This window comes from Brachybacterium paraconglomeratum (assembly GCF_039541415.1).
Classification (GTDB): Bacteria; Actinomycetota; Actinomycetes; order Actinomycetales; family Dermabacteraceae; genus Brachybacterium; species Brachybacterium paraconglomeratum_A.
Genome location: NZ_BAABGE010000004.1, coordinates 331120 through 354148, shown reverse-complemented (window position 1 = coordinate 354148; position 23029 = coordinate 331120). Strand labels below are relative to the sequence as shown.

The window sequence follows — 23029 nt, the reverse complement described above, 5'->3', positions numbered from 1 at the left end:
CAGCAGCACCGAGGACGAACAACGGCCCGAGACGGAAGATTCCGTCCCGGGCCGCGTGCTGTCTGCCGCTGCGCCTGCTCAGAGACCCGAGTAGGAGTGCAGGCCGTTGATCACCGTGTTGACGATGGTGTAGTTGAACACCACGGCCACGAAGCCTGCCAGGGCCAGGCCCGCAGCACGGCTGCCGCGGAAGCCGCCCGTGGCCCGGGCATGCAGATAGGCCGCATAGATCACCCAGATGATGAAGGTCCACACCTCCTTCGGGTCCCAGCCCCAGAAGCGTCCCCACGCCTCACGGGCCCAGATCGCGCCGAACATCAGGGTGAAGGTCCAGCACACGAAGGCGATCGAATGGATGCGGAAGCTCAGCGACTCCAGCACCTTCGAGGAGGGCAGTCGATCCAGCACGTGCCCGGCGCGGCCCCAATGCTCGGGCAGATCCTCCCCAGCGGCGGTCTTCTCCGCGAGGGCCTGCTCGTGGCGGCCCTGCAGCAGCTGCAAGGATGCCACCACGGCGCCGAGGATAGACAGTGCGGTGGCGATGATCGCGACGCCGATGTGGATGATCAGCCAGTGCGAGTTCTGGAGGCTCGGGGTGAGCGCTGCAGCGGGAACGATCCAGAACGTCTGGGCGAGCAGCAGCAGGAGCAGCACCGGGCCGACCACGAAGGTGCCCAGCGCCCGCAGCTCGGTGCGCTTGATGCTGAACACCAGGAAGGCGACCATCACCAGGGCGGAGCTGGTGGTCGCGAACTCGTACATGTTCGCCCAGGGCACGCGCTGGGTGGCGATGGCACGGGCCAGCACTCCGAGCACGTGCAGCACCGTCGCGGCGAGGGAGAGGATGAACGCGAACTTCTGCGCCGTCATGGCACCGGGCGCGGGCACCGCAGTGGCATCGTTCGCTACGGCTGGGGCCGGGGCATCCACTCCGCCGCCGGAGTGGTCCGTGGCGATCGGGGCACCTCCTCCGGAAGCGACCGTCGCGGCCTGCAGGACGCGCGCCCCCTCCTGCTCGTCCAGAGCTGCCAGGCGCGCATCGCTGCGACGCTGCGAGGTCGACGCGAGATCGGCGGAGAAGCCGATCAGGGCGAGCACGTAGAGGACGATCGCCACCACGAGCGCGAGGTTCGAGAGCTCTGCGAGCTGCTCATTGATCACTGTGCACTTCCTTCGGAGGAGTCATTCGAGGCTCGCGGGAGCCGTGCGTCATCACTGCTGGTGTTCCCGGGCAGAGGTCCATCCTGCGCTGTGGAGAGCTTCGATGCCAGAGCATGGACGTCTCCCTCCAATGCAGGGTCATCGCTGCGGGCCAGTCCTGCCACCTCGAGCACCGCGCCGTCGGCCGTGCTGCGCACCCGCACCCACACCCGACGGCGGGGCACGAAGAGCGAGAGGATCAGTCCGCTCACTGCGACCAGTGCGCTGACCAGCACCCAACGCTCGAAGGGGTTGTGCGCGATGTCGAAGGCTGCGTATCGGCGCAGCCCGTCGAAGCTGACGGTGGTGCCATCGGGCAGCTCGAACTCCTGGCCGGGGTAGAGGCGGAGCAGCACCGGACTGCCGTCCTCCCCTGTGACCGGGGTGAGGGTGGTGACGTCGACCTCATAGGCATTCTGCGGGATCCCGGAGTCCAGGCCCAGGTCACCCTGGTGGACGGTCAGCGCCAGCTGAGGATCCAGGGCATCCGGGTACAGCGAGTGGGGGCCCTGCTCGTCGATGGTACCGGTGGGCAGGAAGTATCCGACCACCGCGGTCTGCTCGGGCTGGGCATCGGGGGCCTTGATCACCAGCTGGGAGGTGTAGCCGGTGTCGCCCATCGGCACGGTGATGATCGGACCCTCGGCGACCACGGTGCCCTGGGGATCGGTGACCGTGACCTCGGGGGCGTAGCCGTTGCCCAGCAGGAACATCGATGCGCCGTCGACGTGCAGCGGCTTGTTGACCTGGAGGGTCTTCGCATGCTCTGGCTCCCCGGGGGTGGTCACCCGGACATCCGCCTCGAAAGAGCGGGGCTCGCCGACGTTGCCCGATTCACCGGGCTGGACGTAGGTGGCGCGGAAGTCATCGAGGGTGAAATGGAAAGGCGGCATGTTCTGGTCGTCGAACCAGGCCCCGGACTCGAAGGAGTCGTAGGTGGTGAGCGAGTTCGAGAATCCGGTGCCTTCGATCACCGTGACCTGACCTCGGTAGCTGGTCATCTGCCCGCCCGCGATGCAGACCAGCACCCCGACCAGGGCGATGTGGAAGGCCAGGTTGCCGGTTTCCCGCAGCAGGCCGCGCTCGGCGCTGACCGAGCGGGAGCTCTTCTCCTCACGCACCTCGGTGCGATAACGAGAACGGCGCAGCGCGCGGTGCGCCTGCTCGAGCAGGGCGTCGGCGTCGGCTCCGGGCAGCTCGATCCGGGTATGGCCGACGAACCGGTTCAGTCGCGACGGGGTGCGCGGTGGCTTCGCGCGCAGCTGCCGCAGGTGCACGCCCACGCGCGGCACGATGCACCCGATCAGCGAGATGAACAGCAGCAGGTAGATCGCGGAGAACCACGGAGAGGAGAAGACCTCGAAGAAGCCCAGCGTGTCCAGGAACTCCCCCCACTTCCCGTTCTCCTCGAGGAACTGGTCCGTCAGCGCAGGGTTCACGCTGCGCTGCGGGTACAGGGAGCCGGGCACCGCGGCGACCGCCAGCAGCATCAGCAGGATCAGCGCGGTCTGCATGCTGGTCAGCTGGCGCCAGAGGAACAGCGCAGTGCCGCGCAGACCGAGGCCCGGCATGGTGACCGGGGCGGTGCCGTCGACCTCAGGCTTGCTGCTCCAGGAGCTGCTCGCTCCCGGGGCATCGGCGGCGGAGGCGTCTGTGGCGGAACCTTCGGCAGCGGAGGCGACGGGGACGTCAGTCCCCGCGGCGCTGTCGGGAGTCTTCTCGTTCATCACACCACCGGCTCGAAGGTCGCGATCAGGCCCTGCAGCCCGCTCATCCAGGTCGTCCACACGCCCGTCATCAGCAGCACCCCGATCGCGATCAGCAGCGCCCCGGAGAGCAGGCCGATGGTGCGACGGTGGGCAGCGAGCTTCTTGCTCAGACCCAGCGCCCGCTCGAAGAGCAGCGCGAAGACGACGAAGGGGATGCCCAGACCCAGCGAGTAGGCCAGCGCCAGCACCGCGCCGCGCAGCGCAGCGCCCTCGCCTCCGCCGTCGAGGGAGAGGGCGACGATGGCCGCATAGGTGGGTCCGATGCAGGGGGTCCAGCTGAGCCCGAAGATGAGCCCCATCAGCGGGGCGCCGAGCAGCCCGGCGTCAGGGCGCTTCGAGGAGACCGGCCGAGTGGCGGACAGGCCGGGGAACACTCCCATGAACAGCAGGCCCATGAGGATCACGATCGCGCCGGCGACTCGGTTGATCCAGACGCTGTACTCCTGCAGCAGATAGCCCAGTGCACCGGCGAATCCGCCGAGGACCATGAACACCACGGCGAAGCCGGCGACGAACAGTGCGCTGCCGGCGAGCATGCGTCCGGTCCGTGGCCGGGCACGCTTCGCGCCGGCGCCCTTGCCCGGCCCCACCGCGCCCTGCCCGGCGAGCCCCGAGACGTAGCCCAGATATCCGGGCACGACCGGCAGCACGCAGGGAGAGAGGAAGGCGACCAGGCCCGCGGCGGCGGCCACGGCCACGGCCAGCAGCAGCGAGCCGGACAAGGCGGTGGCCTGGAACGCAGATCCGACTTCGGCGAGGATCATTCGGCGACCACCGTATCGATCATCGCTCGCAGCACCGAGGGATCAGCGGCGCCGGAGATGCGTGCGGCGACCCGTCCTTCCCGGTCGATCACCAGGGTGGAGGGCACGGCGTTGGGTGCGACCTGGCCGCGCAGCGAGTACATGATCTCGGCATCCGGGTCGGGCAGCGAGGGGTAGGTGATTCCGTAGCTCTCCTCGAAGGCCTGCGCGGGGCCGGCCGCATCGCGCACGTTGACCCCCAGGAAGGCCACGCCCTGCTCGGCGTACTCCTCATGGATCGCCTGGAGATCAGGCGCCTCCTTGCGGCAGGGAGGGCAGGAGGCGTACCAGACGTTCAGCACCAGCACCTCTCCGCGCCGATCGGCGGCGGCGATCTGCTCATCGTCATAGGAGGTGCCGGAGAACTCGAGCGGCTCACCGCGGTCCGCCGGCGCGATCTCGGTGGACACGCCGTTGCCGGAGACGTATCCGGAATCACCGGAGGCATAGCGGTCGCCGGTGTCGGTCCCGCAGGCGGCCAGCAGCAGCGCTGCGGAAGCTCCGCCGGCTGCCCCCAGCAGAGAGCGACGGGACAGGCGCGGGGCGCGCGTCGATGACATTCTGATGCTCACGTGAGCTTGCCTCCGGTGGCGTCGACCGCCCCGGCATACAGCGCGGCGGCGGGCTCGGCGTAGCCCACGTCCGCGAGGTGCGGGCCGACGAAGCGGAGGCTGGTGACCGAGCACAGCCCGCACTGCCGGTGGCGCGGATCATGGAAGAGAGGCTTGCCCTCGGCGCTGCGGCGGGTCACCCAGATCGGCAGCTGGTGGAGCACGAGCACGGCTTCACGGCCTTCGGCGGCGGCGCGCGCATCGTGCACGGCCGAGACCACCCGCGCCACCTGCGCGCGGTAGGGCTCGCCCCAGGACGGGCGGAAGGGGTTCGCGAACCAGCGCCAGTTGCGCGGATCGCTCAGCTTGGCTTCACCGTGACCCATGCGATGGCCTTCGAAGTGATTGCCGGACTCGATGAGCCGCTGGTCAGTGGTGATCTCCAGGCCGTGCGGGGCGGCGATCGGGGAGGCGGTCTGCTGGGCACGCAGCAGCGGGGAGGAGCGGACCACCGCGATATCTGCCTCAGAGAGATGCTGGCCGACGAGGCCTGCCATCTGCTCACCACGATCGCTGAGCCGGTACCCGGGCAGGCGGCCGTAGAGGATGCGCTCGGGGTTGTGCACCTCGCCATGACGGACGAGGTGGACCGTGGTGGTGGTCATGGGTGGGAGATCCTCTTTCACTGTCGTGCTGCGGGCTCACGCCCGAGCCGCCTCACGGTACCAATCGAACCTCCGGATCAGTGGGGAGAGACGGGCCCGTCGTGAGGTGCCGGACATCCGACGGCGATGGGGGCGTCCGCATCGAGCGTCTTGCCGAGGATGCGGCCCAGCTCGAGCAGGTCGTCATGACCGATCACATCCAGCAGCTGCTCGCGCACGGAGCGCACATGGGTGGGTGCCGCGCGCTCGAGCATCTGCTCTCCTGCTTCGGTCAGCTGGGCCTGGCGTCCGCGACCATCGTCCGTGCAGCGCACCCGCTCCACGAGTCCCCGCTTCTCCATGCGAGTGATGGTGTGGGTCAGGCGGGAGCGGGAGTGGACCACCTTGTCCGCCAGCTCGGACATGCGCAGGAACTTGCTCTCCGCCTCGGACAGCCGCACCAGGATCTCGTACTCGCCGAGGGTCAGGTCGACCTCGGCGTCCGCCTGCAGTGCTTCGCTGAAGCGGTCGTTCAGCAGGGTCGTCGCGTAGAGGTAGGTGCGCCAGGCCGTCTGCTCCTGCGGAGTCAGCCACAGCTCCTCCGGAGTGGACACCCGAACCCCGTCACCCGATATCGTGTCGTCCATCACATTCTCCTCTGTCCTGGGATCTGATGCTTGCCATCTTCCCCCAGATTAGTTTACATTTCAAGCAAGCTTCTGGTGATCGCTTCCAGATCATCAGTGTCCATTCAAGCTCAAGGAGACTCCCCATGAACGATCTGACCCCCGGCACCTGGACCCTCGATCCCGCCCACACCTCCGCAGCGTTCACCGTGCGCCACGCCGGCATCTCCAAGGCCCGCGGCCAGTTCCACGACGTCGAGGGCTCCCTCGAGGTCGGCCAGGGCGGCGAGAACCTCGCCTTCACCACCTCGCTGAAGACCTCCTCGATCAACACCGCCCAGCCGGATCGCGACAACCACCTGCGCAGCGGCGACTTCTTCGATGCAGAGAAGTTCCCGGAGATCACCTTCGTCTCCACCAAGGTCGAGGGCGACAAGCTCGTCGGCGACCTCACCATCCGCGACATCACCAAGCCGGTCGAGCTGGACTTCACCTACGAGGGCGCGGCCACCGATCCCTTCGGCGTCTACCGTGCGGGCTTCACCGGCGAGACCACCATCTCCCGCAAGGAGTTCGGCCTCACCTGGAACGCAGCCCTCGAGGCCGGTGGCGTGATGGTCGGCGACAACGTCAAGATCCTCATCGAAGCCGAGTTCACCGCTCCGGCAGCAGCCTGAGCCTCCCCGCTCCTCGGGCGCGCTGCGCCGCCTGAGTCCGACGGGCCGTCCGCACTGAGCGGGCGGCCCGTCCTCGTTCCGGTGCTGGCCCGCCGCCGCATCACCCCGCCCGCACCGACCTCGATAGGGTTCGACCATGTCCTCACCGCACATCCCCTCCCCTACCGATCCGGACGCTCGCGTCCTGTACCTCACTCGCGAGGGCTGCCACCTGTGCGAGGAGGCGCTGCCGGTGGTGCTCGCCGAGGCGGACCGCGTCGGCTCCACGGTGGAGGTGCGGGACATCGACGCTGACGACCAGCTGCGCGCGGACTGGGACTACGACGTGCCGGTCATCATCGTGGACGGGAAGGTCCATGCGAAGTACCGGGTCGACGCCGGTCAGCTCCGTACTGCGCTGGCCAAGCGGCCCTGGTGGCGGCGCCTCACCGGCCGGGCCTGAGCGCCCGCCGGTTCATGCGGGCATGCCGCGGCGGAGAGCCCCCCGCTCGTGCGGGCGTGCCGCCACTGGGCTGAGCGTCCGTCGCGCCCGTCGTCTGCACTGGAACGCCTTGTGACATGCATCGGCCCCCGCCTTCTGGCGGGGGCCGATATGCGTCACTCAGAGATCACCGTGCGGCAATCACTTCTTGTTACGACGCTGGTGGCGCGTCTTGCGAAGCTGCTTGCGGTGCTTCTTCTTGGACATGCGCTTGCGTCGCTTCTTGACGACTGAACCCATAGGGAACCTCAGTTCTGCAGGTCAGTGCCTGCGGTGATGCAGCGGATCTGGTATGCGCGGCCCGCGGAGACTGCACAGAGGAGCTCCTCGTGCGGGCCCGACGCCACGGTCGACCAGTAATTCTACACAACGACCCTGCATCCTCAGCCTCGGGCGAGTGCGAGATCGCTCGCAGCTGAGGCAGCGAGCTCCAGCTCGGCGTCGACCCCGTCGACGACGAGCTCGCGGGCGACCTCTCGCACGCGCGCCATGAGCACGCGCCGCGCCCGGCGGCGATGCCAGGTGGCGGTCAGCGCGGCGACCACTCCCCCTGCTACACCGATCAGGATGCCCGCGGCGATCCCCAGCACCACCAGCACCGTGGGCAGCGGAATCGGTATCCAGAGCTCCTCGACCATCGGCATCGGGGGCGGCGGGACGCCGAGGAATGCCAGCAGCGCATTCAGCCCGAGCCAGCCCAGCCCCACCACCCAGGTGAGCAACGCCAACCACTGGAGCACGTCGAGCACCGGCCACCACCACGAGGTCTTCGTCGCCTGCAGATCAGCGCCGGCGACCGCCTGGTCGAGCGCATCGGGCAGCTCGTCCTCATGGGAGCGGGCCACCGACCTCACTGCGGCACGCCAGGGATCGCTGCCACCCGCGGAGGCGGCATCGGCGAAGCGACGCACCCCACCGGCGGCGCGGGCACGGGCCGCAGCATCGGGCTCGGGCAGAGACGTGCGTTCGAGTCCCTCCCCATCCCGTGCCCGGCCGATGCCGAGACGGCGCAGCGGGTCGGGCCGCGCGGCCCGCAGCCAGCGCAGCGGAGGCCAGCCCACCCTCCCGGCCGCGCGATAGCGGTAGGAGGCGCCGACGGCGCGGGCCACTGGTTCGACCCGGGCCGCCGTCGCAAGATCTTCCACCAGATCATCGATCTCTGCCGGAGTCGAGCTCGCCGGCAGCCCGGCGGGGTCAGCGGCGTCCTGAAGCGCCTCGGCGGCGAGGCGCACATCGGCGCGGTGCCGGGAAGCGATCGCCTCTCGCCCGCGGGCGATGTGGAGCAGATGCTCACGCAGCTCGTCGACCCCTTGCCCGGTGCTCGCGGAGGTGGCGAACACCGGAGCCTGGTCCAGCCCATCGGCCTGGGCGAGGGACGCGAGAGAGGCGAGCACGGCGTCGCGCTCCCCCTCGCGGATCCGGTCGATCTGGTTGAGCACCAGCACGGTGACGGCGTCATGGCCGGCGAAGGGACGCACGAACTCCTGATGCAGCACCGCATCGGCATACTTCTGCGGGTCGGTGACCCACACCAGCACGTCGACCAGACCCGTCATCCGCTCGGCGACCGCGCGATTGGCGCTCTCGACCGAATCGAGATCGGGCAGATCGAGCAGCACGATGCCGGGAGCACCAGCGGTGCCAGCGGCCTGCTCCCGACGGGCGCGGCGGCCGGAGGGGGCCTGGGTGGCGCTGGCGGCGAGCGCCGCGTCGGTGCCGTCGAGATGATGGCGGTCCTCGACCTCGAGCCAGTCCAGCAGCGCATCGCTGCCGGACTCACCGAGCACGGCGGCGACCGGCTTGGCGGTGGTGGGGCGGCGTACCGCAGCGCGCGAGATGTCCACCCCGACCAGCGCATTGACCAGTGATGACTTCCCTGAGCCGGTGGCCCCGAACAACCCGATCACGGTGTGTTCAGCGGAGAGCGCACGCCGCCGGTCGACGCGATCCAGCAGCTCCTGCACGTTCTCGAGCGGTCCGTCGGCGGCGACCCCGTCGAGAGTGTCGAGGGCGCGTGCGAGGGCGTCGATCCGCTCGGCCAGCGGGGCGGGGCCCTTCGCGGAGCGGGTCAGCAAGGGGCTCATGCGTCCTCCCGGATGTCGCGGGCGAGCTGGGTGAGGGCCTCGGCGTCGGCGCCCAGCAGCTCGCCGGTGCCCACCTCTCCGAGTGCGTCGAGTCGATCGAGGAAGGGCCCGGAGCGCCCTGCGACCAGCGCGTCCAGCCGCGAGGTGAGGCGCTCGCGGGCGACCGCGGCCATGCGGCGCACGGCCTCGTCGCCGAAGATCGTCTCCAGCAGCTTCTGGCCGACGACGGCAGTGGCCGCGCCCGCCCCGACTTCGAGGCCGGTGGGGATGAAGGCGGTCGACGCGAACACGACGACCATCAGCGCGACGCCGACGACATTGACGCCGAGCGAGAGCATCCGGGCTTTCGTGCGGCGGTCTGCGCCCTCGGCGCGGACCAGCTCGAGCACGTCCCCCTGCCAGGCCCGGATCGCACTCGAGACCTCCTCGGTGTAGCCCTCCGGGAGGCGGGAGAGGTCCTCGCCCTCGGCGAGGTGACGCCCCGCGGCGGACGAGCGCCAGGCATTCTCGGCGCGTTCCGCGCCGCGGGCGGTCTCGTCGATGACGACGTGCACGAGCCCGGTCCCCAGTGCCTGCTCGGCGGCGACCGCCGGGGCGGGCTTCCCGCTGAGCATCTGGCCGATCCTGTCGCGGGCTCTGGTCACCAGGGACTCCACGCCTCGGAAGAACTCCCCGGTGCCCACCACGTCCTGCCAGCGGGCGAGCACCTCGCCGCGCAGCAGCGAGCCGTCCCCGAGGGCGTCGTCGATCCGCTCTCGCGCTCCGGAGAAGGAGGCGATCGCCTGCTCCCGCAGCTGCTGGCGTGCGGCATCCTGCACAGCGGCGTGCTCGGCGATCGTTCCGGCGGAGCGGGCCAGGCCGTCGAGAGCGCCAGCGAGGGTGCGGCGAGCGATGCGGCTGCGGGCCTCGCCGTCGGCCGCGAGCGTGGAGAGGTGCTCATGCAGCGCGGCGATCACTGCGGGCGGCAGCATGCCGTCCTCGTCGATGTCGGCCTCGGGGACCAGGAACAGGCGATCCACCTCGATGCCGCTGCGCTCGAGCATGCCGCGCAGATCCTCGGCGAGCTCCTCCGAGACACCCTCGCACGGAGGGATCCGGTTCATCACCACATCAACGGTGACATCGCGTTCGGCGGCGGTGCGCAGCACGTCCCACGGCACAGCATCGGCGTAGCGGTTGGCGGTGGTGACGAACAGCCACAGATCTGCGGCGCGCAGCAGCTGCCGGGCGAGCTCGCGGTTTCCGACGGCGACGGAGTCGATGTCCGGGGCGTCCAGCAGTGCAAGGCCCTGCGGCACCCGGTCCTCCCCGCGGAGCTCGAGGGAGGTCGCAGGATCGATGTCACCGGTGGTGTCGCCGGTGCCCGGTGCCTCGGGATCGCGTCGCTGGCCGGCGTGGACGCGGGCGAGCCCCGGCAGGATGCGGGTCCCCGTGAACCACGGCTCATCCTGTGGATGATGCAGCAGCACTGGGCGGCGGGTGGTGGGACGGATCGCGCCGGAGCGGGTCACCGGATGCCCCACCAGCGCATTGACCAGAGTGGACTTGCCGGCACCGGTCGAGCCGCCGATGACCACCAGCAGCGGGGCATCGAGCGACTCGAGGCGCGGGATGACGTGGTCGCCGAGCTGGGAGCGGGCGGCCCCGGTCGCGGCACGGGCCTGCTCGACACCCTCGACAGGCAGCGGGAGCTCGAGGCCGCGCAGATGCTCGGCGAAGGCGTCGAGCACGGCGGTGGTCCGGTTCGTCATCGATCCCCCTGGGGTCTGGGCACGAGTGGTGACGGCGTCATTGTGGCAGGCTCTCGCCATGACGACGGCGTTCAAAGCGTTTCCTCCGGTGCTGATCATCCTCGCCCTGACGGTGATGGTGCTGCCCACCTGGCGGACGACATGGCTCGGTCCGACGGTCGATTCCGTGCATGTCGTCGAGTTCCGCTGGTTCGCGCTGATCGTCCTGGGGTACGGGAACCCGTTCCCGCTGCTGTGCCTGGGATCCACGGTGCTCGCGCTGGTGATCGCCCTGGCCCGACTGGCCAACGGCCCCGGTGAACGCAACAGTCGTCGCGGTGCCGGGCGCGGAGTCGGTGGCGGTCGCGGAGTCGGTGGCGGTCGCGGAGTCGGTGGCGGTCGCGGCATCGTCCTCGAGGTGGTCCTGGGCGTCGGAATCGTCGCCGCGGCGTGTGGCGAGGTCATCTTCGACGGCCTGCACGGCTGGGCCTTCGCGGCGCCGGCCCTCCTGCTGCTCTGTCTGCTGGTCCTGCTGCTCCCGCGCCTGGTCGCGAGGGTGGATCTCTCGCGGGCCGCGGACGCACGGCCAGGGAGCCCACCGCCGGGGAGTCCACCGCTGGGGAGCACGCGAGAAGAGATCAATCCAGGAACGGATCCAGGCCCCACTCGGGGAAGCTGACCCGCCGCGCCGCCTGGACCGCCCGGTCCAGGCCGTTCTCGGGGTCGAAGCCCTGCTCCCAGTCCCGGACGGCCAGGGGCCGCCCGTCCCCGAAGGTGATCTGCCCCGGTTCCGGGGAGAGCCCATGGGCAGCGCGGGCGGCATCGGCGAGCGCGATGTACTCGGCCGGCAGCGAGGCGGTGGCGTCGATCGCCTCGCCGGTCGCGATCGCGATCAGGTGCGCCCAGGAGCGGGGCACCACGTCGATCACCGCATATCCGCCGCCGCCGAGGGCGAGCCAGCGACCTCCGCAGACCTCATCGGCCAGCTCCCGCATCAGCAGCATCACCTCACGCTGCGCCTCCAGGGAGACCGAGAGATCCGCGAGCGGATCCAGCCGGTGGGTGTCGGCGCCGTGCTGGGTGACCAGCAGCGTCGGCTTCACTGCCCGCACCAGGGCGGGGACGGTGGCGCGGATCGCGCGCACCCATCCGTCGGCCGTGGTGCGGGAGGGCAGGGGCACGTTGATCGCGGTGCCCGCAGCCCCGGCACCGCCGGAGTCCTGCACGAAGCCGGTGCCGGGGAACAGCCGCTCCCCGGTCTCATGGACCGACAGCGTGATCGCGCGCGGCTCGTCCCACATCGCGCGCTCCACGCCGTCGCCGTGGTGGACATCGACGTCGACGTACATCACGCGCTCCTCCCCCGAGTCCAGGGCGTGGCGGATGGCGAGCGCCGCGTCGTTGTAGACGCAGAAGCCGGAGGCGGTGGCCGGTTTGGCGTGGTGCAGGCCTCCGGCGAAGTTCACAGCGCGCGTCACCTGGCCCGAGAGGATCGCGTCGATCGCGGACATCGACCCGCCGGCGATCCGGGCGGAGGCGGTGTGCATACCGGGGAAGGGCGGGACGTCATCCCCGCCGAGTCCGAAGCGGATCAGCTCATCGAGCTCCTCCGCCGTCATCTGCTCGAGCGGCCGCGAGGCCAGCTTGACCGCCTCGATGTAGTCGCGATCGTGGACCTGGGCCAGCTGCTCATCGCTCGCCACCGGCGCCGGCAGCGTCGTCACACCGGGGCGGTCCAGCAGCCCCGAGGCACGGGCGAGCTCTCGGGTGAGCGTGAGTCGGATCGGGGCCATCGGGTGGAAGGGGCCGAAGTCGTACTCGCACAGAGCGTCGTCCCACACGATCCCCGTGGGAACCGGCGGAGCGGCGCCATCGACCGGGTCGACCGAGTCGACAGGGAGCGAGGGCAGCGCGGCATTGGGCATGCGACGAAGCGTACCCAGGGTTGCGCAGCTCCGCCTGCCTCCCCCGCACCCTCCAGTGCTCGGAGAGTGCCCGGGGTCCGCCTGCGCTGGCGCGCCGCCCAACGGTCGTAGACTGCCGCGGACCGTGACCACCGGTCGCGGTCCGCGAACAAGGAGCAGCATGAGCACACCCGGCAAACGCGCTGCCCTGTCGCGCCACCGGCCGCTCGGTGCCCGGAAGCGTCAACCTGAATGGCGCATCGCGCTGCACTCCCTCACCCGGGCCACCCCATCACGGATCGCGCTCGGCATGTTCACGGCACTGATCGTCGCGTTCACCGCCCTTCTGTCTCTCCCTGCGGCGACCGCCGACGGGGTCCGCACCAGCCTCACCGACGCTCTGTTCACCGCTGTCTCCGCCATCTGCGTCACCGGGCTGTACACGGTGGAGACCGGCACCCACTGGTCCACCTTCGGCCTCACCGTGATCATGATCGCGATCAAGCTCGGCGGCCTGGGACTGATGACGGTCGCCTCGCTGCTGAGCCTGTCGGTGATGCACCGCCTCGGGCTCGCACAGCGCGTGATCACCGCCCAGGAGACTCGCGCCGAACGGCTCGCCGAGGTCGGCGGGGTGCTGAAGGTCATCCTCATCACCTCGACCGTCTTCGAGCTCGCGACCTTCGTGGCGCTGACCCCGTACATGTTCATCACCGAGCACGGGTTCAGAGAGTCTTTGTTCCTGGGCCTGTTCTACGCGATCAGCGCCTTCAACAACGCCGGCTTCGTCCCGGAGGCGGCGGGGACCGCGCAGTACGTCGGCGACCCCTTCTTCACCATCCCCATCGGCCTGGCGGTGCTGGTGGGCTCGCTGGGCTTCCCGGTCATCCTGGTGGTGGTGCGCAAACTGCGCACGCCCCGGAAGTGGAGCGTGCATGCGAAGCTCACCCTGACCACCACCGCACTGCTGCTCGTCATCGCCTTCCTCGGCTTCCTGGGCTTGGAATGGTCCAACCCCGCGACTCTCGGCGACCGCCCGCTGGGCACGAAGCTGCTCGGCGCGGCCTTCGCAGCCGTGATGCCTCGCTCAGGGGGCTTCTCCACGATCGATGTAGGGCAGCTGACCGCCGAGTCCCGTCTGCTCACCGACCTGCTGATGTTCATCGGAGGCGGATCCGGCTCCACCGCGGGCGGCATCCGCGTCACCACCTTCGCACTGCTGATGCTCGCGATCTGGGCGGAGGTACGTGGTAACCCGGATGTGGAGGTCTTCCGCCGTCGGATTCCCCGCGATACGATCCGCCAGGCCATCGGGGTGCTGGTCATGAGCGCTTCGGTGGTGTTCCTGGCGACCTTCCTGCTGCTGCGGATGACCCCGTACACGCTGGACCAGACCCTGTTCGAGGCGCTGTCCGCCTTCGGCACCGTGGGGCTCTCCACCGGGATCACCACCGCCCTGCCCGAGGAGGCGAAATGGGTGCTGATCCTGTGCATGTACATAGGACGCCTGGGGCCGATGACCCTCGGTGCCGCGCTCGCCGTGCGCACTCGGGTGCGGATGATCCATCTGCCCTACGAGCGTCCGATCGTCGGCTGACACCGCACCTGGTCTGGAGGCCGAGGCTCTAGACTGTGCCCGCTCAGCTCGCGGGATCTCCGTGGGCCCGTCACTGAGGAGCACACATGCCACGCAGCACGCGGGACGAGGGAGTCCTCGTCATCGGTCTGGGCCGCTTCGGCGCCTCGATCGCCCTGACGCTCGAGAAGCTCGGCACCGAGGTGCTCGCGATCGACACCGATGAGGGGCTGGTCCAGAAGTATTCCGGGCAGCTCACGCACGTGGTGCGGGCCGATGCGACCCAGCCCGAGGTGCTCGACCAGGTGGGCGCCGGTGACTTCTCGATCGCCGTGGTAGGGGTGGGCACCACGATCGAGGCCAGCGTGCTGATCGCCGCGAACCTGGTGGACCTCGGCAAGCCGGTGATCTGGGCGAAGGCGATCTCCTCCGCGCATGGCAGGATCCTCCAGCGCATCGGAGCGCACCATGTGGTCTATCCCGAGGCCGACGCCGGCAAGCGAGTCGCGCACCTGGTCAACGGCCGGCTGATGGACTTCATCGAGTTCGATGACGACTTCGCGATCGTGAAGATGCGTCCCCCGCACGAGGTGCAGGGCCTGACGCTCGCGCAGTCCGATATCCGCCAGCGTCACGGCGTGACCGTGGTGGGCGTGAAGTCACCGGGCAAGGACTTCACCTATGCAGTGCCCGAGACCATGGTCGCCGCTCACGACCTGCTGATCGTCTCCGGCCGCACCGAGCTGATCGAGAAGTTCTCCCACCGCCCCTGAGCGCCGGCCTCGACGTCGAAGACGGGCGCCCTGGAGCACGCACTCGCATATCTGCCGGAGCGTGTCACCACGCGCCCGTTCTCGACGCCGCCCGGGCCGAGGAGCGGGCTGCCGGGCCCCTCTGGAGTCAGTCCCGGGTCATGTCCCGGGACTTCTGGGCCGCGGCGGCCATCGTCGCGGCCAGCCCCGCACGCACGCCCTCGCGTTCGAAGGCGGCGTAGCCCTCTGCAGTGGTGCCGCCGGGGCTGCACACCCCGGCCTTCGCCACGGCGGGGTGCACACCGGACTCCAGCAGCATGGTCGCCGCCCCGCGCATCGTCTGCTGCACGAGGGAGTCGGCGAGGTCCCGCTGCAGGCCCTGGCGTACGGCCTCCTCGGTCATCGCCTCGATGATCGCGAAAGCGAACCCGGCCAGCGATCCGGCGGCGCCGATGAAGGCGTGGACCTGCTCCTCAGTGATGTCGACTGCGACCCCGGCACAGGCGAACAGCGCATGAACCAGCCGGTGCTGCTGATCGGTCACGGCGCCGCCGCGCATCAAGCCCACCGCACCCTCCCCCACCGAGATCGGGGTGTTGGGCATCGCCCGCACCACGGGGCTGCCTTCGGGAAGTGCCTGCTCGAGCTGCGCGAGGGTGATCCCGGCGGCCAGGGAGATCACGACCGCGCCAGCGGGGAGCTGCGCCTGCAGCTCGGCGGCCAGGTCAAGGACCTGGTACGGCTTCACACCGAGCACCACCACGTCGGCGTTCGCGAGTGCTTCGTCGCGGGAATCAGCGGCGGTGGCCCCGAGCTCCTCCGCGGCGCGGCGACTGCTCTCGGCGCTGGTGTTGGCGATCTGCAGGTGCTCGGGCCGCACCCCGGCGGCGAGCATCGTGCGGGCGACCGGCCCGCCCATATTGCCGGCGCCGATCACGGCGACCCGAAGGGCCGCGAGGTCGGGGCCAGCGGCGGCGGGGGCGGAGTCTGCAGAGGAGGCGGTGGCATTCATGTCGCCAGCGTAGTGCGGACCGGTCCGCTCAGCGGCCGCGGCCCCAGTGCGGGGGCACGTCCCCGGCGATGCGAGCATCGTTGGACTCGTCGACCCCGGGCTCCGGGAGGTCGGAGTCTGTGCGATCGGGAACGATCGGCCGACGGTCCTGCGTGACGGGCCGCCCCGGTGACGGGGAGTCGGGCTCGTCCCAGTCGATCGGCTTGCCGGTCACGGAGGAGATGACGACCCGGCGAGGCGGCCTGGTCGGTCCTCCCTCGGCTGCTTCACCGTCGGCGCTCACTGGCGCTCCTGGTAGCGGCGGATGGCGCTGGAGACGGACACGTCCAGCAGCACCGAGCGCTGCTCGAAGCCGAGGAAGCTGCGCACCTCGGTGGCCAGATGCTCCTCGAGGCGGGCACGGCCGTCGGAGCAGATGTACTCCACCACCGCATCGAAGTCATCGCTCGAGTAGAAGGACAGCTGATGCCCGGCGGGGATCTGCGGCCGCGGCAGGCGATGCCGGATGGTGCCGACGCCCGACGGGGAATCGGATCGCTCTTCGGCCTGGACCAGGCGCAATGCCCGATCCACGGCGCGGCGGATCCGTTCGGCCTCGCCATCGGGATCGATGAACAGCGCCCAGGACCAGACCCGCTCGGTCGCCCAGCCGGCAGCTTCGAGCCGCTCGGCGCGCAGCCGGTCGCGCTCGCGCTGGCTGGTGGTGTCGACGTAGTGGGAACCGTCGGTGTCCACGGCCAGCAGCAGTCGGCCCGGCATCTCCGGGTGGCCGAGCGCGAGCTCGATCCGATCGGCGGAGAGACCGAAGTTGCGCTCGACCAGCAGGCCGAGCCGGAAGAGGCGATCCGCGAGGTCCTGCACCAGGGCATCGGTCTCGAGCTCCCTCGGGGCACGAGGCTCGACTGCGGGCGCGGCCGGCTCTGCGCCGGACTCGGCGCCTGGCTCCTCGTCCCCTTGCCCCTGGCCGGTCTGCACATCGGCAACGGCGTCGACGCCCGCGGGGTCGTCCACCGTTGCGGAGCTGTCTGCCTCGGCGGCGGTCCCGCTCTCGGTCTCTTCCCCGGAGTCCCCCGCCGGCGCGACGCTCAGCGGCGACTCGGAGGACTTCCGGGTCAGCGCCGCTTCGATCGCGGCATCCATGTCCTCATCCGACAGCTCTGCCTCCGCAGCAGCCGCCTCCTCGGGGCGCGGCGCAGCGGCAGGGGTCCTCTCCTGGATCGGCACCGCCGGGGAGAGCCGCGACTCCTGCGGGGCGGGCGGGGCATTCTCCTCGTCGCTGCCGGTGAGCGAGGCGACATGCGGTACGACGGCGATGTCCGGCCCGCCCTGCAGCACCCACAGCATGGCGCGCAGGTCCCGGGCGCCGTCGGAGCGCAGCCGGGCGTGCTCGAGGTCCTGGACCCCGATCGAGGAGACCACGGTGGTACGGCCGCGGGCACGCGTGATCACGGTGGCCAGCGCCTTGCGGCCGCCGGCCTCGGAGAGCGGGCCGAAGCGGTGCAGGAGCCTGCTGTGCGGAGTCTTCCCGAAGCCGACCGAGACGATGATGTCATCGCGCACCACCGCGGTGGCCTGGTCGGCGGGCAGGACGGTGAAGACCTCTTTGGCCGCGGGGTCGAAATAGTCGCGCAGCGCAGGGATCACGGAGACGGTGTTCATGATCCGCTCCATCAGTCGGCGCGCGTGCTCCTCGGTGAAGGTGAGCACCGCGAGCGAGCGTTCGGGACGGCTGCGGGCGTGCTCGATCACCAGATCGGTGACCCGGCGCAGCTCGGCCTCGGTGCTCTCGACGTACTCCATGCCCTCGGTGACCGGGCCGCGTCCGTTCTCGACCATCACCAGTCGGTCCTGCTCGGGAGCGACCGGGCTCGGCACCGCGACGACCTCTCCGGCCAGCGCCCGGCGCTGGGCGAAGCCACGCAGCCCGTCGGTGGCGGGATGGGGGTCGCGCAGGATCTCGACGTGCGGGGCGATGCGCAGCATGTCATCGAGCAGGCTGGGGGCGGAGTCCCCGCCGTACTCGAGGGGATCGCCGACCACCACGGTCTGCTCGGCGCGGACGATCGCGGGCAGGGCGGCGGCGGTGGGCAGCCGCCCGCCGTCGGACACGATCACGACATCGAAGTGGCGGCCGCGCGGGATCACCCGCGGGACCAGATACGGGGAGGCGAGCCAGGCGGGACGGGCGGCGAAGAGGATGTCCTCGTACTTCGCGGCCAGGTCCCGGATGGAGACGGTCGAGGAGCGGGCGAGCTCCGCGATCGCGGAGCGGGAGGTGTCCGGGTAGGACTTCATGGTCTCCACGCGGTTCTCGTCCGCCGCGGCGTGCACGCGGACTGCGGCGTCGGCGAGATATCCCGCATCCAACCGACGGAACCGCTCGGCGACCTGGGACAGCGAGGTCCCGTCGTACTTCGAGATGGTGGGTTCCGCGCCAGCGATCAGTTCGAGGACGCTGTTCCACCAGCTCAGCTCGAGCTCCGCACCGACATGGGCAGCGGGCACCCGGCGCTGGCGGAGGTCCTCGACCAGGTCGCCGAGGCCATCGAAGCTGAGGCGGCGCAGCAGCTCGGTGCGGCGCGGAAGGGTCTCGAGGTCTGAGCGGTCGGCGGTGAGCGCGTCGATCCTCTGCTCGAGCTCGTCGAGGTCGGTGCGCGCGAGATCGGTGCCAGCGGGCGTGCCATCCAGCAGCACGGACAGCTCGTCCAGGACCTTCTCAGCGCGTGCCGCCGCGCGTCGGACCGCTTCGAGATCGGCGGGCAGCGCCGGGCGGGACGCTGCCGCCTTGCTGCCGTCGGCGCCCTGTGCGGGCTCGAGCGCGGCGCGTCGCCAGCTCTCCGCCACCTTCCTCGCCTCTCCCAGATCCTGATGGAGGTCCGGGGAGAGCGCGGCGGGGCGTTGCAGGGCAGCCGCTTCCCGGCGGAGGCGTCGGCGCAGACCGAAGCCCATCGTGACCCCGTGGTCCTCGCGCCAGCGCTTGTCCGCGGTGGCGGCGACGAGGTCCGCGAGCGGCGCGGAGAACACCGCCGACTGGAAGGTGCCCAGCAGAATGCGCACCCGGTCAAGCAGGGCGAGGCGCTCGTCCAGCTGGGTCAGGGTGGTCGGTGCGGTGAGTCCCAGCTCGCCGCCGGCGAGGAGGCAGGCCCGGCGCAGCTGCGGCAGGATCTCCTCGCGCAGCTGGTCCACGAGCTCCTCGGCCCGCGCGGCCTGGGTGTCACTGCTGATGGGCGCGCCGTACCAGCTGGTCAGCTCCGGCCCGGTGGTGAGCACTCCGACCTCGGCGGCCTCCCGCAGCACCGCGGTGTAGCGGTCCCGCTGCTCGCCGATCATCTGCGCGGCGACATCCGCGCGCAGCCGTACCTGGGTGCGGGGGGCCGGGCTGAGCCTGGTCAGGGCGGCGAGCGCGGAGATGGCGTCATGCGCGGAGGCATCCCAGGGCTGCTGGACCCTGTGCATCGCCTCGACGTGGCCCATCAGGATGTCCCGGCTGGCGCCGAGCTCCTCGGGAATGCCGTCATCGGGGCCCAGCCCGTGGGAGCCTGCGCGTCGCAGGCTGCGCAGCAGCGCCGCCGAGGCGTTGCGCTGCAGCGAGGGGTCTGGAGAGAGGTCGAAGACGAGCTCGTCGAGCCCCCGGTGCTGCGCGATCTCGACCAGCTGTGCGAGGTTGCGGCGACGCTGGGAGACGATCAGCACGGTACGGCCGCGGGCGTTGAGCTCCTCGGCGAGGTCTACGACGAGGCCCAAGCTGGTGGTGCCGGGCGGGGTGACGACGGCGAGGTCCTGACCCGCCAGCACCCGGGCGAGCACGTCGCGGTGGCCGGGGTCGACGGCGGCGACGAGCTCCGCCTCCGGGACCTCGGACACGGTGGCGGAGTCGTCCCCGCGCACCACGGCCTGCGCCTGTTCATCACCGGCGAGGGCGGAGACCAGCGGGGAAGAGGACCAGTCGTGCCGGTCGGCGGCGAGATCGTCGGCGACCGATCCGGTGGCGTCCATCAGGTTGCCCACCACCAGGGCATGCACCACCCGGAAGCCGGGCAGCGGCTGGCCCAGGGAACGGAAGGCATCGAGCACCGGGGTGGGGTCGAAGCCGTGGGTGCTGTCCGTGGTGGCCAGCAGGGCTCGGGCGTCCACAGCGACGCCGGCCTCGCGCAGCGAGCGCAGCAGCACGGGGTTCAGATCGGCGGTGGTGTCGACCTCGAGGTCCACGTCTTCGCGGGCATTGCCGCGCAGGCGCAGGGTGATGGGGCGCACCAGCACGGGGGCATGGATCGGCTCAGAGCCGTCCTCGGGATACCAGATCGCCTCGCCGATGCCCAGATGGCAGGTGGTCAGACCCACCTCCTCCGCGTGCCGCTCGGCGATCTCCCGGATGGAGCGGGCATGGGCGCGAGCGTCGGCCAGCGCTCCCACCTCGCGCACCAGCGAGGACAGGCGGGTGGGGCCACGGCCTGCGAGCAGCTGGGCAAGGCCCGAGGGGTGCGAATGGGTCAGGTCGAGAACCACTCCTCCCGCACGGATCTGGGTTAGGAAGGAGGGCGCCGAAGCGCCACCGGTGAGCTGCTGGGTCCAGCGATCCAGAGCGTCGGCGACCCGATCCTCGCGGCTGAGCGGACGGTGCTCCCGCGGGGTGACGGGCAGATCGTCCTCATCCTGCTCGGGGGCGATACCGGCGCCGACCTCGTCGAGGTGGCGGTCGACCACCACCTCGTAGCCGCCCGTGCCGTCCGCTGCAGTGCCGCCCTTCGCGGGGACCGCGGTGCGAGTAGGCGCGGAGCTCTCCGCGCTCGCAGACGTTCCCGCCTGCGTCCCCGCGGCGCCTCGGCGCTCACGGGCCATCGCTGAAAGGGCATCGTCACGAGGGGTTGCGTCCTCGTTCGATCGCTCTGATCGCTTCTTCCCGCGCAGGAAACTCCACATGGTCGCTCACGCTACCGGGGTCGGGGCGCACGCCGGTGCAGGCGTGCCGCAGATCCGTGGTCCGGCCTGCTCACATCACGCGACGTTCAGACCCTCACCGCGCCTGCGCTGCTCTCGCACAGCGTTCTCGCACTGCGCTCGTTCTCGCACTGCGCTCTTTCGCGGCGTGTGCTGAGCTCAGACCTCATGCAGGCGCACCGAGGCCTCCGTGAGGTGCGCGCGCAGCGCCTCCGGGACGGGTCCCGCGATCACCAGGTCGGTGAGCACCGAGACCGGGCAGATGCCGGCCAGCGCACGATGCCCGATCTTGTCGGCGGTTGCGAGCCCCACCACCCGTCGGGCGTGACCGATCATGATCCGGGTGACGCCAGCTTCAGCATCGGAGTTGCAGGTCAGACCGGCATTGATATCGAGCCCGACGGTGCCGACGAACATCGTGTCGAGCCACAGATCGCGCATGGTCGCGGTGGCGAGCGGTCCGGTGAGCTCGAAAGAATACGGTTCGGCGACGCCGCCCAGCACCACTGTGCGCACCGAGGGTCGCAGCACCGCCTCGGTGGCGATGTTCAGCGCCGCACAGACGACCGTGAGGCCCGGCTTCCCATCCCGTGCGTCGATGTCCGGACGAGACACCGCACGACGCGCGGTCGAGGTGGTGGTGCGGCCACCGTTGAAGCCGATGATCTGACCGGGCTCGACCATCGCCGCCGCCGTGTCGGCAACGCGTTCCCGTTGCGCGGACCCTTCGTCGGCGCTGCGGGGCACCGTTGCCAGGGAGTAGGCGACGTCGACCGCGACGATGCCGCCATGGGTGCGCCGGGCGAGCTGCGCACGCTCCATCTCCATGAAGTCACGGCGCACGGTGGACTCGCTGACCCCGAGCTCCACGGCCACTGCGGCAACGCTCAGGCGCTTGGTCGATGCCAGCAGCGTGAGCACGTGGTCCCAGCGGGCGCTACGGTCCGCAGGCGGAGTCGCGGAGGAGGTCCGTGCCCCACCCGGGCTCCCGGCAGGCTTCTCATCAGATCCAGAATTGAGCAGAGTCACGCAGGAAGTATTGCGCACATGACGCCGAAGGGCAGGATTAGCGAGCAGAGATCACCAGATGACGTCAAATTCGTTGGTCACGTTTGAGTCACGCGACCATCTCGGCATAGGTTTGCGCCGTCGCCCTGCACGGGGCGGTTCCGCGAACGAAAGGACATCCTCATGGGTTTCGATGACGCGCTGAACAAGGCAAAGAATCTTGCTTCCGAGAACCCGGAGCAGGCTGAGCAGTTCCTTGACGCTGCCGGCGAGCAGATCAAGGAGCGCACCCCCGACAACGTCGATGGGCAGGTCGACTCCGGTCTGGACGCAGCCCGCGACAAGTTCGGTCTCGGCGGCGACGAGAACCAGGGCAACTGAGCTCGGTTCTCCGACTGCATAGCGAGGAGCCCCGACGCCATCGGCGTCGGGGCTCCTCCATGTCTGCAGCAAGTGCGGCTGCGGCCGGTCGCCGGCGTCAGCCGCGGGCGACCGCCCAGTCCACCCTGTCAGTCGCGGCGGCGGACGATGAAGTAGACCGCGAACCCTGCGCCGACGACGACCACAGCGAGGATCCCGATCAGCAGCGGCATCGAGATCCCGCCGTCCGCGTCACCGCCCTCAGAAGCCTGCGTGTCCGTGCCCGCTTCCGCTGATTCCGTAGGTTCTGCCGTCGCGTCGGTGGCCTGTTCCGCTCCGCCGGCATCACTCGTCGCGGCGTCGGACTCCGCTGCGCCGCCGCTGTCGCTGGGTGCAGCCGGCTCGGCCGGGCCCTGCTCGATGGTGAGGGTCTGGGTGCCCTCGATGGGGTGGCCGTCGCTGGAGACGACGCGCCACTGGATGGTGAGGGTGCCAGCGGGCAGCGGCTCCTCGAGCGTCGCGGTGGCGACGGGACCGTCGACGGTCGGGACGATCTCGGCGAGCTCGGTGCCGGACTCGTCGGAGATCCGCACCAGGGGGCTCACCTCAAGCACATCTGCGGAGAACGTGAAGGTGAGCGCCTCAGGAGAGGTCTCCAGGGTCGCACCGTCCTCCGGATCAGTGCTCAGCAGGGTGTCATGCGCCTGGGCCGGGGCAGGCATCGCCAGCAGCACAGCGAGCAGCATCGCGCTGCAGAGCGCGAGCAGCGTGACCAGGCGAGCCGGGGCGGAGCGGGCCGGAGCGAGCCGGGCAGAAGCGGGGCGAGCGGTGCTGGAGCGGTCGATCGGAGACATCATTCCTGCAGGCTACGCCAGCAGGACGGGGCTCCGCCGTGGCGCCGGTCACCTCAGCTG

Annotated in this window: 21 protein-coding genes; 6 read left to right on the top strand and 15 right to left on the bottom strand. The window is 70.4% G+C overall.

Annotated elements, in window-relative coordinates; all coding sequences use genetic code 11:
• Positions 1–78: 78 nt before the first annotated feature.
• The 6 genes from ccsB to ABD893_RS06090 all read right to left on the bottom strand — a co-directional run bounded on the left by ccsB (position 79) and on the right by ABD893_RS06090 (position 5614).
• On the bottom strand, positions 79–1161 hold the full coding sequence (gene ccsB, locus ABD893_RS06115) for a c-type cytochrome biogenesis protein CcsB (protein WP_345076896.1): 1083 nt from the start codon (positions 1159–1161) through the stop codon (positions 79–81).
• On the bottom strand, positions 1158–2927 hold the full coding sequence (gene resB, locus ABD893_RS06110; protein WP_345076893.1) for a cytochrome c biogenesis protein ResB: 1770 nt from the start codon (positions 2925–2927) through the stop codon (positions 1158–1160). The genes ccsB and resB overlap by 4 nt, the downstream gene beginning before the upstream one ends.
• Positions 2927–3733 carry a cytochrome c biogenesis CcdA family protein gene (locus tag ABD893_RS06105; protein WP_345076890.1) on the bottom strand — a complete coding sequence of 269 codons (807 nt, stop codon included), beginning with the start codon at positions 3731–3733 and terminating at the stop codon, positions 2927–2929. Before ABD893_RS06105 ends, resB begins: the two co-directional genes overlap by 1 nt.
• The gene (locus ABD893_RS06100; protein ID WP_345076887.1) at positions 3730–4332 is read right to left on the bottom strand and encodes a TlpA family protein disulfide reductase; all 603 of its coding nucleotides are present in this window, start codon (positions 4330–4332) and stop codon (positions 3730–3732) included. Before ABD893_RS06100 ends, ABD893_RS06105 begins: the two co-directional genes overlap by 4 nt.
• Before the next feature lie 8 nt (positions 4333–4340).
• Positions 4341–4988, bottom strand: a complete 648-nt coding sequence (locus ABD893_RS06095; RefSeq protein ID WP_345076885.1) for a histidine phosphatase family protein — start codon at positions 4986–4988, stop codon at positions 4341–4343.
• A gap of 77 nt (positions 4989–5065) precedes the next feature.
• Positions 5066–5614: a MarR family winged helix-turn-helix transcriptional regulator gene (locus ABD893_RS06090; RefSeq protein ID WP_345076882.1), complete on the bottom strand. Its 549-nt coding sequence runs from the start codon at positions 5612–5614 to the stop codon at positions 5066–5068.
• A 125-nt stretch (positions 5615–5739) separates the two neighbouring features.
• On the opposite strand from ABD893_RS06090, the gene ABD893_RS06085 reads away from it, so the two are divergent.
• Positions 5740–6270, top strand: coding sequence for a YceI family protein (locus ABD893_RS06085; RefSeq protein WP_345076879.1), 531 nt, complete (start codon positions 5740–5742; stop codon positions 6268–6270).
• Between the two features lie 136 nt (positions 6271–6406).
• On the top strand, positions 6407–6712 hold the full coding sequence (locus ABD893_RS06080; RefSeq protein ID WP_345076875.1) for a glutaredoxin family protein: 306 nt from the start codon (positions 6407–6409) through the stop codon (positions 6710–6712).
• A gap of 180 nt (positions 6713–6892) precedes the next feature.
• Here the strand turns inward: ABD893_RS06080 and ABD893_RS06075 are convergent, their stop codons facing one another.
• The 3 genes from ABD893_RS06075 to ABD893_RS06065 all read right to left on the bottom strand — a co-directional run bounded on the left by ABD893_RS06075 (position 6893) and on the right by ABD893_RS06065 (position 10586).
• Positions 6893–6991 (bottom strand): 30S ribosomal protein bS22, encoded by a 99-nt coding sequence (locus ABD893_RS06075; protein WP_074712200.1) that lies wholly within the window; start codon positions 6989–6991, stop codon positions 6893–6895.
• 143 nt (positions 6992–7134) lie between these two features.
• The gene (locus ABD893_RS06070) at positions 7135–8835 is read right to left on the bottom strand and encodes a GTPase family protein (RefSeq protein WP_345076871.1); all 1701 of its coding nucleotides are present in this window, start codon (positions 8833–8835) and stop codon (positions 7135–7137) included.
• The gene (locus ABD893_RS06065) at positions 8832–10586 is read right to left on the bottom strand and encodes a dynamin family protein (protein WP_345076868.1); all 1755 of its coding nucleotides are present in this window, start codon (positions 10584–10586) and stop codon (positions 8832–8834) included. The genes ABD893_RS06070 and ABD893_RS06065 overlap by 4 nt, the downstream gene beginning before the upstream one ends.
• 58 nt (positions 10587–10644) lie before the next feature.
• On the opposite strand from ABD893_RS06065, the gene ABD893_RS06060 reads away from it, so the two are divergent.
• Positions 10645–11244, top strand: a complete 600-nt coding sequence (locus ABD893_RS06060) for a hypothetical protein (protein ID WP_345076865.1) — start codon at positions 10645–10647, stop codon at positions 11242–11244.
• Here the strand turns inward: ABD893_RS06060 and ABD893_RS06055 are convergent.
• Complete coding sequence (locus ABD893_RS06055; RefSeq protein ID WP_345076862.1) at positions 11204–12490, bottom strand: acetoin utilization protein AcuC; 1287 nt, start codon at positions 12488–12490, stop codon at positions 11204–11206. The two genes, ABD893_RS06060 and ABD893_RS06055, sit on opposite strands and share 41 nt — an antisense overlap.
• A 160-nt stretch (positions 12491–12650) precedes the next feature.
• Between ABD893_RS06055 and ABD893_RS06050 the strand changes: the two genes are divergently transcribed.
• On the top strand, positions 12651–14066 hold the full coding sequence (locus ABD893_RS06050) for a TrkH family potassium uptake protein (protein ID WP_345076859.1): 1416 nt from the start codon (positions 12651–12653) through the stop codon (positions 14064–14066).
• Positions 14067–14152: 86 nt separating this feature from the next.
• Positions 14153–14818: a potassium channel family protein gene (locus ABD893_RS06045; protein WP_345076856.1), complete on the top strand. Its 666-nt coding sequence runs from the start codon at positions 14153–14155 to the stop codon at positions 14816–14818.
• A 127-nt stretch (positions 14819–14945) separates the two neighbouring features.
• On the opposite strand, the gene proC is transcribed toward ABD893_RS06045, so the two are convergent.
• The 4 genes from proC to ABD893_RS06025 all read right to left on the bottom strand — a co-directional run bounded on the left by proC (position 14946) and on the right by ABD893_RS06025 (position 21776).
• Positions 14946–15809 (bottom strand): pyrroline-5-carboxylate reductase, encoded by an 864-nt coding sequence (proC, locus tag ABD893_RS06040; RefSeq protein ID WP_345076853.1) that lies wholly within the window; start codon positions 15807–15809, stop codon positions 14946–14948.
• A 28-nt stretch (positions 15810–15837) separates the two neighbouring features.
• The gene (locus tag ABD893_RS06035; RefSeq protein WP_345076850.1) at positions 15838–16092 is read right to left on the bottom strand and encodes a hypothetical protein; all 255 of its coding nucleotides are present in this window, start codon (positions 16090–16092) and stop codon (positions 15838–15840) included.
• On the bottom strand, positions 16089–20729 hold the full coding sequence (locus tag ABD893_RS06030; RefSeq protein WP_425548348.1) for a DUF4011 domain-containing protein: 4641 nt from the start codon (positions 20727–20729) through the stop codon (positions 16089–16091). The genes ABD893_RS06035 and ABD893_RS06030 overlap by 4 nt, the downstream gene beginning before the upstream one ends.
• Positions 20730–20906: 177 nt before the next feature.
• On the bottom strand, positions 20907–21776 hold the full coding sequence (locus tag ABD893_RS06025; RefSeq protein WP_345076844.1) for a DeoR/GlpR family DNA-binding transcription regulator: 870 nt from the start codon (positions 21774–21776) through the stop codon (positions 20907–20909).
• Between the two features lie 162 nt (positions 21777–21938).
• Here ABD893_RS06025 and ABD893_RS06020 point away from each other — a divergent pair, with 162 nt between their 5' ends.
• The gene (locus ABD893_RS06020) at positions 21939–22136 is read left to right on the top strand and encodes an antitoxin (protein ID WP_345076841.1); all 198 of its coding nucleotides are present in this window, start codon (positions 21939–21941) and stop codon (positions 22134–22136) included.
• A gap of 128 nt (positions 22137–22264) precedes the next feature.
• On the opposite strand, the gene ABD893_RS06015 is transcribed toward ABD893_RS06020, so the two are convergent.
• Positions 22265–22972, bottom strand: coding sequence for a copper resistance CopC family protein (locus ABD893_RS06015; RefSeq protein WP_345076838.1), 708 nt, complete (start codon positions 22970–22972; stop codon positions 22265–22267).
• Positions 22973–23029: the final 57 nt, after the last annotated feature.